The organism is Pseudoalteromonas rubra, from assembly GCF_000967655.1.
In the GTDB taxonomy this organism is placed as follows: domain Bacteria; phylum Pseudomonadota; class Gammaproteobacteria; order Enterobacterales; family Alteromonadaceae; genus Pseudoalteromonas; species Pseudoalteromonas rubra_A.
Genome location: NZ_JXYA01000016.1, coordinates 1 through 12537 on the forward strand (window position 1 = coordinate 1; position 12537 = coordinate 12537).

The window sequence follows — 12537 nt, forward strand, 5'->3', positions numbered from 1 at the left end:
CAGATTTGACAATAGCTCTGAATATATCCAGTGCAGCCACTCTCACGCTCCAGCTAGTTTCTACAAATTGAGCTATTTGCTACCGTCAACGGTGCATTACCAGGTAAAAGCTCAGTATACATCAACACGCTCCCCATCAAAGGGGTAGCAAATATTCCAGCAATTGAAACGCCCACCGCAAGCATTATCAAGCCACCTAGGGGAAACATGGACACCCAACGTAACCTGATCCTGTACTGGGTCTGTGAAAACAAGCGCTTCTGCTAATAATTAAGCAAAAAGTTTCATCGCAATCAACACAGACACCCAATCAAAAGCTGTCCTACATTTGGGGTCTGATTTTGGGTGAAAATAGCACGGACACCCAATCGAAAATAGCACGGACACCCAATCAAAAACTGCCCTTAGTAGTCAAGTCATATTCGCCATTTCAGCGTCAAGGTTTAAGGGCGCACGGCCAGTACTATTTTCCCAACTATTGGTTTGTATCGGTGTTTCATTTGGCTGGTGTTCAACTTACTCAAGTACAAAACCCAAACTAAGGTGTTTTCAGGCTTTCTTTAATCAGTTAAAGTACTTACATAAAAACAAATTGGGTACATGTCGGTTGTTAATAAAAGCTGTTTAAGCTTTGGCAGCTAACAAACCAATAACGGTAAGGACGCAAAAAGCATGGCTGCACTCGTACCTCGCTAATTATAGCCATGCATTTTGCGCCCATATCGGAGCGTTATGTACCTAAAGGGAGCCAGTAAGTGTCGAAATCTGTTGCGATTACCATTGAAAGCGAATTCACCAGGGTAGAGTTCTTGAAAAATAGAACACCTGAAACTACAGATGAAGAAGCCAAAAATGTATTTGCACTGCTATCTGAATATAGAGATGGCGGAATATACGTGGCTCACTATTCTGGTTATAGTGAATGGGAAAGGCATGTAGATGGTGACGAATTCGTTCAGGTTTTGGGCGGTGAAACGACATTGATTCTTTTGAGTGGAGAAAAAGAGCAGCGCAACGAATTATCATCTGGTCAAATGCTGGTTATCCCTAAAGGTGTATGGCATCGGTTTGAATCACCTATTGGTGTGAAAGTAATGACAATTACGCCTCAACCAACGGAGCACAGCATAGATAAACCAAACAGTACATAACAAGCCGTTGCAGGCAGGGACTTTTAACAGTTGGCTTCCCTCACTGCGTTCGTTATTTTAGCCAACTATTAAAAGCCCCTGAACAGGGCGTTGTGTTTCAGCCAGAGATCGTAGATAGATTTGAGAATTGATAGATTTGTATGGGTTCTAGCTTGCAGCTTATGTGCTGTTACTACGGCCTCTCTGTTTATTCCTACTTTGGCTAATTTATATTTTTCATACGGCCGTTACTTTATCTATGCAGCTTTCTTTGTTGGCTTGGTGGCCATACTGTTAACTTGGTATCGCTCAATTAGGCTAAAAGGTTGGCGTCACCATGTAATGGCAGCAATTAAAACTATTGTTCTTGCGGGCGTGTTTTCTGCGTCTTTTGTAATATTGATTGTAAGCCATAGTGGTATCTAGCAATGAAACATAACAAGTTGCTCAATTACGTTCCGGCCGCCAATAGCGCGGCCTCCACGGGACGGGCCTCCACGGGACAGCCTGTGCGTTGCTTCGGCTGCCCATTAGCAAGGCGATATAAATCGCGGAAGGACTAATGAAATATTTGATATTTATAATATTGTTTGTATTTCAACTGAAAGTCTACGCTTATCCGATTACTTCCACAAATGGCGAACACTGGGAAAAAGTTTGCTTAAACACTCATCCTGACTTTGACGAGAAATCAGCTACAGGAAGTTGTATGATGATGTTGCTCGGATTCCAATATGGTTCAAAAGCTCAGGCTGAAAATGATAAAGCGACCAGAGGCTATTGTTTTGAGAAGAACATTTATCATTAAATAGCACAGACATCCAACCTTACCTGTTCTCGTTACGGGTCTGTGGACAATGAGTACAAGCGCAACTGCAAGTAAATAAGTGAAAACTTTCAGAAATCAGGCTTTACGGATGAGCACTTTCAGTTGCAACAGTAGTTATTTGGTATTTTGGGGCACAGATAAGCGCTGCCAGAGTAAGACAGTCACCACTTGAATTTAGGATAATGACAACTCTATCCTAATAAGCGTTCACAATTTGCCAGGTTAGGGCGCCGCTTTTTTTGCAGGTGCTCACAAAATTCAGTCAAGGCTTGCTGGCTGCCGACTGCGCCGTGGAATACTTTGGTGAATCGTGTAGTGAGTTTGAGCCAGTTTTCAGGCTCTATTTGCAATCTGGTGAGGATAGGATGGGCATCGCAGATGTGGCCTCGCTTGTCTGCACGAATGCACCGGCCTGTTAGCTCAACCAGTTCAATGTAGTATTCAAGCTCAAAGGGCAAACCTTTGGGCATGTTTTGCCTGGGGTTGCCAGCAAAGCGCAGAAGGCTTTTGGGTTGTTTGCCATGCTGTGCGTGTTCAATGCGCTTTTTGATACTGGTGAACTCGGAGGTTTCTGGTGTGGTGGCCATTTTAGCCCGGATAGGGTTCAGGTCAACGTAGGCCATGCAGGCGGCAAGGGCTGCTTCATCGAGTAATGCCTGAGACTTAAACCTACCTTCCCAGAACCGACCTGTACAGCCATCTTCTTTATTCGCACGGCGGGCTATATCTTCGTTCAGTACGCGCATAAACCAGCTTATACTGGCCAGTCTTTCGCGATATTGGTTGATAATGTCGTCGAGTAGAATGCGTTCGGACGGAGTGAGCTCGTTACCTTCCACGAATTTGTGTGTCAGCCAGTTTCCCTTAAACAGTTTATGCCAGCGTATGACGACAGCTTTGTCAGCCAATCGGTTGGCTTTTTTATCGTCCACATACATAACGATGTGAGTATGATTGCTCATCACAGCGTAAGCGCAAATATCAATGCAGAAAATACTTGCCAGCAGAAGTAATTTTTCTTCAACCCATTCACGACGATGTTCATAAGATTGGCCTGTTAACGGGTCTTCACCACATAAAAAGGCGCGTCTTACGCAGCGAGAGATGCAATGGTAGTATTTTGTGTCAACTAAGCTGACCTGGCTTTTCCGTGCCATTGGCATTTGGTTCATCCTTATCCTTGGAGTAGGTTAAAAGCATAGAAGTTGAAAGTATGGCCGACCAGTTTTGGAATGGGTACTTGTTATTTCTCTGTTATTTCGTTTACTTATGGCACAATGGTTTGGCTGAGGTGTTAGAGTTATTCACACCTTAAATTAAGCGTTAATCGTTAGATTTCAGTAATTTTTAAAAGGAAATTAATGTAATGATATTTGAAATACTGAAGCATACTCCTAGGTGGCTGTTCGGTTTATTTCTTTTTTTAATTGTGCTGGGGTTTCAGCAGTTAAAAGATAGAACAGTTAATAAAATTCTTATATTTCCGCTCCCTGTTGGTATGATTTTTATGTCGTATGCTGGAGTTCGGTCAAGCTTCGGATTCTCATTGGGGCCTGTTGGGTTGTGGTTTTTTGGTGTGGCATCTACAACAGCTTTCCTGGCTAGTATGTTTCCTGTCAAAGGTCTCAAGTATCATGCAGATGTGGGTAAATTACTCATTCCAGGTAGTTGCTTCCCCCTCGTGTTTATGATGGCAATTTTTTTCACAAAGTACATTGTAGGTGTCATGAATGTACTGGCGCCAACATGGGTTAGCAACATATATGTAATATATCTATGTAGTTTTGTATATGGCGCTTTTAGTGGTGTTTTTTTTGCGCGTGCCGTCAGTATGTGGCTTGCTTGTAATCCAATGCGCAAAGAACTAAGTGTTTAACAAGTCATAAATACCCAATCAAAAACAGTCTTACGTTTGGGTTTGTTGGATTGCTTGGGCATCAGCCAGTTCGTGCTAGCGTATTTGATGTCAGTGTTGCTGGTAAGAATACAAGGGACGTGGAGATCGCTGGCGGGAAAAAGGAATACGTAGGCACCCAGTGTTATATGTTCCTTTTATGGGGGTTTAGTAAATGAAGGTGAGTGCTTTGTTGCGTAAAGTGGGGAAAAAACACGGAAAAAACACAGACACCCAGCCTTATCTGTTTTGGTAAGGGAGACAGGTTCAACTCGATTAGCAACGCACATGCAAAACTGCACCTTTAAGAGCAATTAAAGCTTACCTTCAAAGGCGCAGGTGATTGGGCTTAAAACCTAAGCGTTAATGATAATCTGTGATGATTATTTAGTAACACAACCGTGCCAGGTACCATCTGTCCAGCAAATAACGGGGTTTGTTGGTCTGCATTGTGGGTAGATAGAGATTTCTGCACCACCTGCAACTTGCGGCGTTGCTTGGTTTGCAAGTTGATTGCTTTTGTTCAGTGTTTTTAGGTTTTTCTTTTTTAGTTGTACTTTCATTTTATATTTCCTTATTCCGGATACATTATTGGTAATCTACAAATAGAGCCCTGATCGTAGCGCACATGATTAACATGTGCTCAATAAAAGATCAGCACTTGGTTTACCCTACTCAATTTGTACGATAATTTAAAGCCGTATTTTTTAGCAATTGGGAGCACTCGGTGTAAGTGCTGTGGTAAAAGTATTATGAGCCAAGCTGTTTCACTTTTGTCCAGTTACTTGTTCAAAGGGCATTGCATTAACAGACTTGAAATCCGAATGGACACACGTAACACAGTATCAGAGTGAGTTGCTATCAAGTGCGGCTTTGAAAAAGAAGGTGTTTCTCGTGGTGCTAACTACGTACATGGTCAGCATGTTGATATGAATATATATTCTTTGCTACGAAGTGAGTGGCAAAGTCTGGTTTAAGAAGTAAAGGCAGAGAAAACACACAAAGTGTCCATCACATTGACTGTAAATATGAATATCTGGGGGCCTCACACGGCGGCGTTATTTACCTATGAAACTTAAGCGTGTAATTTACGAATTGTATGAAGTTGACTTCGGGTTGCTTAAAGGAGAATCGGAGTCAGATTCACACGAAATAGATCGTGAAATATATTTGGAATTTGAATCTGGTGAAAAGGTTTATTTCTCTTGGTGCTATGAGCCTGTTCAATATTGTATTGGCTTTCAATCTATCAGGTTTAACGCTCACGAACCTGATCATATTGTTGAAGCGACTGACTGGAATGTTTGGCGTGATTTAATTGGCCAAGAATTGAGCTTTGTGTTTACTGATGAGTCGCACCAAATTTTAGAGCTAAAAGGGCAAACTTCATCCGTTTACTTATCTAGTCAGGAACAAGGCTCGTGGGTGGCAGATGTATTACATGTATCAAAAGGTTTGCCAGTAATCGACAGCTAGAAAGTCACTCAAAAAGGCGCAAAACGCTTGGCTTGTGCTCTTTTTTCATTAGTTTGAGCCAAGCATTTATACGCCCATTTGTATGTCGTAAGGTAAACAATGAAACTATCAAAATTGCTGATACTGCCAATCTTTGTTTTGTTTTTTACTTCTTGTAAAAGCACAGATGTGAATAGCCAATCTTTAAACGTTGGCCATGCTTGTTTTGAAGAACCAAGCGATGCAATGTCGGGTAGTGAAAAATATTACCTATGTGTATTTGAATTAAATCGCTCTAGCCCATTTTATGATGATGCGCCTAGGTCTAAAAAAGTGAACACATTTATGAGCACTCTAAAAGGCAGCTGTAAAACTATAAGAACTTGGGAAATGATTGACGCCATAGATCATGTGGAGCACTCAATGTTTTTAATAAATTACAGAGTGCGGTGTACCTAAAGAACACTAAGAATGCGCAAAGCGTTTGGCTTGTGCACCTTCGACGCCAATTCTAGCCAAGCATGCATTCGTCCATCGAACTGGGCGTTATTCGTCAGAGGTAAAAATGCACATAAGGAAATACGCAGAGGGCGATTTTCAGTCCATTGAAGAAATATACAACCTGTCTAAATTAGATGAGCTGGCACAGGAAAACGCAACATTTACTTTATTGCCTTTGTCAGAAGATAAAGTCCGCAATGAACTGTTATTTGAATCTCAAATATTTGTTTATGAACTTGATTCTGTGGTTGCTTTTTGCGCTATTTTTGGAGCTGAAATCAGGGCATTATTTGTGCATCCTGATCATCGAGGTCAAGGCATTGGCAAAGACTTACTTGAACACTTAGTTGCCTTGTCTTCGCGAGAAGTGAGTTTGTATGTTGCCGCTTCAAATTCTTCTGCGATTGAAATGTATAGCAAGTTTGGCTTTGTGATCACTGAAACATTCGAAACCACCTACAATTCAATGGCTGTAACGGCAAATAAAATGCAAAGAACTGGCGCATAACACAGGGCTATCACGCATTCATATAATCAATGATCACGACACTTACGTTATCGTGACTTTGGTCGCCCAGTAAGCAAGTTTTTCTGTGACTTTGGCGGGCTCAATGGGTTTTGTGATGTAGTCATCCATTCCGGCATCCAGACACTTTTGCTTGTCTCCCTGCATGGCGTTTGCGGTCATGGCAATGATGGGAATATCGGCCTGAAGGCTGCCGGCTTGTGAGGTGCGAATACGTCGGGTGGCTTCATAGCCATCCATTTTGGGCATTTGGCAATCCATCAGCACAAGGGTGTATGGCTGTGTTTCGTCAGCTTCGCGCAGTTTCTCCAGCGCTTCCAGGCCATTTTCTGCAATGTCAGTTGTAACACCCAGGTGCTCTAAAATCCTCACAGCAACCAGCTGATTCACTTTGTTGTCCTCAACCAGCAGTACACGGGTGTGTTTGGCCCACGCATAAGTAGTATGGTCGTCATTGTCACCGAGGCTGTCAGTGCTTTGTTCTTCTGCGTTGTGGCCGCTCTGGGCTCTGACTGTAGACAGTGCCTTTAGTAAATCCTGTTGTGTGGCAGGTTTTGTAAAATAGCCATCGAGGGGGACCGAGCTCGATTCTATTGCGTCGAACTGTTCATCCAGTAAGGTCATCATGATTAACTTAATATGACTCAGCTTAGGGTTTTGTTTGATTTGCTGAGTCAGGGCCTCGTAGTTCAATGTGGGTAGTGCTCTGTTGAAGAATACAATATCAACAGATTGGTCGCTCAGCACTTGCAGTGCCTGTTCTGCGTTGGAGGCTTCACTGACTTTAATTTGCCACAGCTCAAGTTGTTTTTTGATGACTGCGTTGCTCGAGGTTTGCGGGTCAACTATCAGCGCGTGTAAATTGTCGGGCTCAAATGAGGGGGGATCTTGCTCCGGAAGTGCACCTTTAGTAACCATACAGGTAAACTCGAAGCAACTGCCTTCACCTACCTTACTTGTTACATACACATCGCCTCCCAGCAGCTGACAGAGCCGTTTAGTGATGCTCAGCCCCAGGCCCGTCCCACCATATTTTCTGGTGGTTGATGCGTCAACCTGAGTGAACGAGTCAAACAGGCTTGAGAGCATCTCCTCGGGAATACCTATCCCGGTATCCTGAATTCGGCAGGTCATCACTGCCTGATGGTTATCTTTGGGGCAGGCCAGTGATGCACTGAGAATAATCTCACCTTGCTCGGTAAATTTAATTGCATTACTTAGAATATTAGCCGCGATTTGGCGGATCCTGCCTGGGTCTGAATTAACCATGGCTGTTTCAATACCCGTTAAATCGAGTACTAAGTCGACGCCCTTGGATTGTGCCGCAAGGGCCATGGACTCGGTTAGTTGCTCGAACAGCTGCCGGATATCGAAATCGATGAAATCCAGCTCCAGTTTGTCGGCTTCAATCTTTGAAAAGTCCAGGATATCGTTGATCAGGCTGAGCAGAGAGTGAGCGCTGTTACTGGCAATGCCCACCGAATGTTCCTGCTCCGGTGTCAGTTCGCTGTGTTTAAGCAGCTCCAGCATACCCAGCACACCGTTCATCGGTGTTCTTATTTCATGGCTCATATTGGCCAGAAACTCAGATTTTAGCCGGGTTGCCTGTTCTGCTTTTTTTAGTGCGGATTCAAGCTCTTTGGCTTGTGATTGCAAAGACGCGGTTTTTTCCGAAACTTGCTCTTCCAGCTGCAACACAAACTGCTTTTGCCGGTCTAACTCAGCTTTTTGCATACGGGTACGCAGGTAAATCACGGTAAAAATCACCAGAGCACACGCCAGGGCATATAAGGTGTAGGCCCACCAGGTTTTCCAGGGGGGCGGGGCAACATGCAGGTTAACCGATAAAAGTTGCTCGCTCCACTCGCCGCGACTGTTGGTTGCCTTGACCTGGAATGTATAAGAACCGCCATCCAGGTTGGTAAACGTGGCCGTATTGCGGTTGCCGATTTCAATCCAGTTGTCGTCGTAACCTTCGAGTTTATAGGCATATTGGTTTTTATTAGGGGATACAAAATCGAGCACGGCAAATTCCAAGGAGAAGATGTAATCTTCGTAGGACAGGTCAATATCGGTAACGTAAGAGTAGGGCTTCTCAAGGTTGACGGGCTGGCCCATTTTATTAAAGCCAGTCAAAATGAGTATCGGGTCTTTCAGGGTGGACTGCAAAGGCCGCGTACTAAAATACTCGATGCCGCGCTGGCTGCTGGTAAACAATAAATCTCGCTTTGCTTTAACCAGGCTGTCGGGGTAGTAATTTAGCCCGAGTAAGCCATTGTGGCTGTCAAAGTTACTGACTTTGCCACTTGATGGCGAAAATTTAGTGACACCCCGGTTCGTGGTTAACCACAAATTGCCTCGCTGATCGTCCGAGATAGCACGGATCAGATCGCTGGGCAGGCCGTTTTGGGTGCTAAAGTGCACGAAGTTGTTGGTTTTAGCCTGATAGAGATTAAGACCCTGCTGGGTCGCAATCCAGAGCTTGCCATCCTGCGATTGATAGATGTCCTGCACTATACTGCCAAGCAGGCTGTCTTCGCGATAGGGGTTATTCACAAAGGGCTGAAATATTTGCTCTTTCTCCAGCCACAAATTGACACCATTGCCCGTACCAACCCACATGTTGTGGGTGTTGTCTTTGTATATCGTCAAAACTTCAGGGTGCGACAAGCCGTAAGAGGCGTCGAGGTGCCGGAATGTGTTTGAATCGGGGCTGTAAATATAGACCCCGTTTTTATAGGTGCCTACCCACAGGTTGCCTTGTTTATCAACGGCCAGCGCTCTGATCTCTCTGAATTGTCGATGGTTTGGGTCGTCTTGTGGATAGCGGATCAGCTCAACAGCGCGGGTATCCAGGTTAAACTTTGCCAGGCCTTCATCCTGCGCTATCCATAAAGTTGTCTCACCGTCTAGGTGAAGTACCGGCCGCTCCAGCAATCGGTTCTCGCTAAACCCATTCGAAGCGTTAAAGAGTGGCGCCGAGAGCGGGTGCAGGGTTTGTGATGCGACATCCCACCTCAGCAAGTGCGAGGTCGAATTCACTATGAGTATGTCGCCGTTTCTATCTGCGGTAATACCGTTGGGCGCTTTGAGCATTGAGCTGTTGATGGATTTAAACTTACGATGCGGCACCAACTTAAATATGCCGTGCACTTCGTTGGTGATCCATAAGGTTCTGGCATTGTCCTCAAAAATAATCCGCATGCCGCTGTTGTGTTCAAGGTCCAGCTGAACTAATTCCGCATTTGACGGGTGTTTTCTGAATACTCCTTTACCGGTAACAAACCAAATATAGCCGTCTTTGTCTTCAATCATGGAGTTAACTTGCCCCAAATGGGCACCGCTACTTGGGCCAATTTTGCTAAATACACCACTGTCCGGGTCAAAGAGAAAGGGGCCTTGCTGGGTTCCAACATACAGTTTGTTGTGCGACGTCTTTAAAATATGTCTGATCTCATTAGTGCCGGTTGGGGTGGTATTGGTTGGATCGGGGAAAAAGTATTGGACGTTTTTTGATTTCTTATCATAGCGGTTCAGACCATAACTGGTCGCAACCCAAAGGTGGTCCATGCCATCGTTCCCGATATCCCATATTCGATTGTGAGATAGGCCTATGACCGGCTCTGAGGTTTTTTTGATGTGCTCAAAGCGATTTTCTCCAAGATAACGGTTGAGGCCGCCATCATAAGAGCCTAACCAGATTGAACCGTCCAGATCATGATATAAAGATTGGATCCGGTTGGCAGAAATAGAGTCGATGCGTTTAGGGTCGTGAAGAAAGTTCTCGAATTGCCCCGTTTTGGGGTTATAGCGATTCGCGCCACCGCCCCAGGTGCCGATCCAAATGTCGCCATTTCGGTCTAACATCAGGTTGCCGGCATCATTGTGCGACAACCCCGTGTTACTCTGGCCATCGAATTCAAACAGGGTGACCTTACGGCCATCGTAGCGCATTACGCCATTTTCGGCGGTGCCAAACCACAGCAGGCCTTGTTTGTCCTGGATGATGGAGTATATCTCGGAGGAGACAAAGCCGTCCTCTGCGGTTAGTTTCTTTACTGAGTACTGATTGGCGAGTATGGGAATATCGCCAAAACACAGCGCAGGCAGCACAGCCATCATGGCGACAACCAGACGGATGAAAAAAAACCGTTTACCCACATGCATGATTGGCAACCATGGAAAATGCTTAAAAATGCAACTCGTTTTCTTAGGCTAGTTGAATTTGCGCTTAATTTCTACGCATTTGATTGTTTGTACGGTAAAAAGATCATTGCGTCATCGCGCCTGCGTTATCCGCAGCGCTCGCGATTTGGGCCCTGGCCAGGCCCTTTCTTGTTTTAAAATAGCTTTGCTTTTAACTTGCCTGCAGATTTGGACAAAGGGCGACATGTCGCCCAGATTTAAGCCATTTCGCTGAGGGATTGCTCCATCGCTTCACGCATTTTAAATTTTTGTAGTTTACCGGTGACCGTCATAGGGTAGGACTCAACAATACGTAAATGTTTGGGGACCTTAAAGTAGGAAAGTTTGTCTTTAAGGTAGTCCCGCACTGTTTCTTCAGCTATGTAATGCCCGGGTTTTAGTTGTAGCCAGGCACAGACCTCTTCACCATATTTTTCATCGGCTATGCCAAATACAGCGGCGTCTTGTATATCCGGGTGATGATATAAAACTTCCTCAATCTCTCTGGGGTAGATGTTCTCGCCGCCGCGGATGATCATGTCTTTGATGCGACCTACGATGGTCACGTAACCCTCGTCGTCCATCACACCGAGATCGCCAGAGTGAAGCCAGCCTTCAGTATCTATGGTTGCCTGGGTTTTGGCATCGTCCTGCCAGTAACCTTGCATCACACCATAACCGCGGGCACACACTTCACCGGGTACACCCCTTGGGGCCAGCTCACCGCTTTCGTCTATGATCTTTACCTCGGTATGGGCGATGGCCCGGCCAACCGTCGTCACCCGTTTAATCAGTGGGGCAGAAACCTCGGTAATATGGTTAATGGGGCTGCATTCAGTCTGGCCATAGCCAATTAAGATGTCCGTCATGTGCATTTTGCTTTGAACATCTCGCATGACCTTTTCCGGACACGTGGCACCGGCCATAACCCCGGTTCTGAGTGAACTCAGGTCAAACTGATTAAATTGCTCATGCTCCAGTTGCGCGATAAACATGGTGGGCACGCCATGCAGCGCAGTACATTGTTCGGCCTCGACGGTTTGTAATGTCAACAGCGGGTCGAATGCGTCATTGGGGAACACCGCACAGGCCCCCTGACTGAGGCACACCAGGTTGCCAAGTACCATGCCAAAGCAGTGATACAGAGGCACCGGAATACAGAGTTTATCCTGTTCGGTCAGTTGCATGGCTTGGGCAACCAGATAAGCGTTGTTGAGAATATTGCGATGGGTTAACGTTGCGCCTTTGGGGTTGCCCGTGGTCCCCGAGGTAAACTGGATATTAATGGCGTCGTCAGGGCTTAATTGGATGGCAATGGTTTTTAGCGTGTCATAGTCTTGCGCGCTCGCCAGTGACAGTAATTGACTGAAATCACACAGGCCTGCAGGAGTTGGTTCATCGGGATTAGGAATAACGACAACATGTGTGAGATTTGGCAAGCGCGAAGCTTCCAGCTCCCCAAATGCACAGCTTTGCAGTGTGGGAGCCAGCTCTTTGAGCATATCAACATAGTGGCTGTGCTTAAACTGGGTGGCCATAATGATCATTTTGCAGCCTGCATTATTGAGCGCAAATTCCAGCTCGGCAGGACGATAAGCCGGGTTGAGGCACACCATAATGGCACCGATCCGCGCGGTGGCAAATTGCACCAGCGACCATTCAAGGTTATTGGGTGACCAGAGTCCAACTCTATCGCCTGGCTGGATCCCACAATGCAGCAGGGCTGCGGCCAGCTCATCAATGCGCGTCAGATAGTCGCGGTAGTTTAATCTTTGTTGCTGATGGCGAACCACAATGGCGTCGCGTTCGCCATATTGCTCAACAATATGCTGCAGGTAATCGCCAATGGTGTAGTCAAGCAGAGGCGGGTTAGACACGCCACGGTGATAGCTAAGCGCCGGGTTATTTACTGATGTTGTCATTATCTATTCCTTGTTGTCAGTGTGCTCGCTACCAGGCACACCCGCTAAATCCACCAGCGTGCCTGAAAAAGTAATAAGCTATAACATTAAGAAAT

At 45.5% G+C, this 12537-nt stretch carries 10 protein-coding genes; 6 read left to right on the forward strand and 4 right to left on the reverse strand.

What is annotated here, in order from left to right; all coding sequences use genetic code 11:
• Positions 1-755: 755 nt before the first annotated feature.
• Both TW77_RS07285 and TW77_RS07290 read left to right on the forward strand, forming a co-directional pair.
• Positions 756-1151, forward strand: a complete 396-nt coding sequence (locus tag TW77_RS07285) for a cupin domain-containing protein (RefSeq protein ID WP_046004319.1) — start codon at positions 756-758, stop codon at positions 1149-1151.
• 541 nt (positions 1152-1692) lie between these two features.
• Positions 1693-1938, forward strand: a complete 246-nt coding sequence (locus tag TW77_RS07290; protein ID WP_046004320.1) for a hypothetical protein — start codon at positions 1693-1695, stop codon at positions 1936-1938.
• 212 nt (positions 1939-2150) lie between these two features.
• Here TW77_RS07290 and TW77_RS07295 read toward each other — a convergent pair whose 3' ends face one another.
• Positions 2151-3122 carry a hypothetical protein gene (locus tag TW77_RS07295; protein WP_046004563.1) on the reverse strand — a complete coding sequence of 324 codons (972 nt, stop codon included), beginning with the start codon at positions 3120-3122 and terminating at the stop codon, positions 2151-2153.
• Positions 3123-3325: 203 nt separating this feature from the next.
• On the opposite strand from TW77_RS07295, the gene TW77_RS07300 reads away from it, so the two are divergent.
• Positions 3326-3835 carry a DUF6622 family protein gene (locus tag TW77_RS07300; protein WP_046004321.1) on the forward strand — a complete coding sequence of 170 codons (510 nt, stop codon included), beginning with the start codon at positions 3326-3328 and terminating at the stop codon, positions 3833-3835.
• A gap of 401 nt (positions 3836-4236) precedes the next feature.
• Here the strand turns inward: TW77_RS07300 and TW77_RS07305 are convergent, their stop codons facing one another.
• A complete protein-coding gene (locus TW77_RS07305) occupies positions 4237-4416 on the reverse strand; it encodes a hypothetical protein (RefSeq protein WP_046004322.1) in 180 nt (59 codons plus the stop codon).
• A 505-nt stretch (positions 4417-4921) separates the two neighbouring features.
• Here TW77_RS07305 and TW77_RS07310 point away from each other — a divergent pair.
• From TW77_RS07310 to TW77_RS07320, 3 genes are all read left to right on the forward strand, one after another.
• Entirely contained in the window at positions 4922-5329 is a 408-nt protein-coding gene (locus tag TW77_RS07310; RefSeq protein WP_046004323.1) for a hypothetical protein, read from the forward strand.
• Positions 5330-5428: 99 nt separating this feature from the next.
• Positions 5429-5767, forward strand: coding sequence for a hypothetical protein (locus TW77_RS07315; protein ID WP_046004324.1), 339 nt, complete (start codon positions 5429-5431; stop codon positions 5765-5767).
• A 106-nt stretch (positions 5768-5873) separates the two neighbouring features.
• The gene (locus TW77_RS07320) at positions 5874-6317 is read left to right on the forward strand and encodes a GNAT family N-acetyltransferase (protein WP_046004325.1); all 444 of its coding nucleotides are present in this window, start codon (positions 5874-5876) and stop codon (positions 6315-6317) included.
• Positions 6318-6359: 42 nt separating this feature from the next.
• On the opposite strand, the gene TW77_RS07325 is transcribed toward TW77_RS07320, so the two are convergent.
• The gene (locus tag TW77_RS07325) at positions 6360-10502 is read right to left on the reverse strand and encodes a hybrid sensor histidine kinase/response regulator (protein WP_082078868.1); all 4143 of its coding nucleotides are present in this window, start codon (positions 10500-10502) and stop codon (positions 6360-6362) included.
• A 236-nt stretch (positions 10503-10738) separates the two neighbouring features.
• Positions 10739-12442 carry an AMP-binding protein gene (locus TW77_RS07330; protein WP_046004326.1) on the reverse strand — a complete coding sequence of 568 codons (1704 nt, stop codon included), beginning with the start codon at positions 12440-12442 and terminating at the stop codon, positions 10739-10741.
• Between the last annotated feature and the right edge of the window lie 95 nt (positions 12443-12537).

Coding starts and splice junctions, on each gene's coding strand:
- TW77_RS07320 (WP_046004325.1), top strand. CDS start 5,874: ATGCACATAAGGAAATACGCAGAGGGCGATTTTCAGTCCATTGAAGAA.
- TW77_RS07315 (WP_046004324.1), top strand. CDS start 5,429: ATGAAACTATCAAAATTGCTGATACTGCCAATCTTTGTTTTGTTTTTT.
- TW77_RS07310 (WP_046004323.1), top strand. CDS start 4,922: ATGAAACTTAAGCGTGTAATTTACGAATTGTATGAAGTTGACTTCGGG.
- TW77_RS07300 (WP_046004321.1), top strand. CDS start 3,326: ATGATATTTGAAATACTGAAGCATACTCCTAGGTGGCTGTTCGGTTTA.
- TW77_RS07305 (WP_046004322.1), bottom strand. CDS start 4,416: ATGAAAGTACAACTAAAAAAGAAAAACCTAAAAACACTGAACAAAAGC.
- TW77_RS07330 (WP_046004326.1), bottom strand. CDS start 12,442: ATGACAACATCAGTAAATAACCCGGCGCTTAGCTATCACCGTGGCGTG.
- TW77_RS07325 (WP_082078868.1), bottom strand. CDS start 10,502: ATGCATGTGGGTAAACGGTTTTTTTTCATCCGTCTGGTTGTCGCCATG.
- TW77_RS07295 (WP_046004563.1), bottom strand. CDS start 3,122: ATGCCAATGGCACGGAAAAGCCAGGTCAGCTTAGTTGACACAAAATAC.
- TW77_RS07290 (WP_046004320.1), top strand. CDS start 1,693: ATGAAATATTTGATATTTATAATATTGTTTGTATTTCAACTGAAAGTC.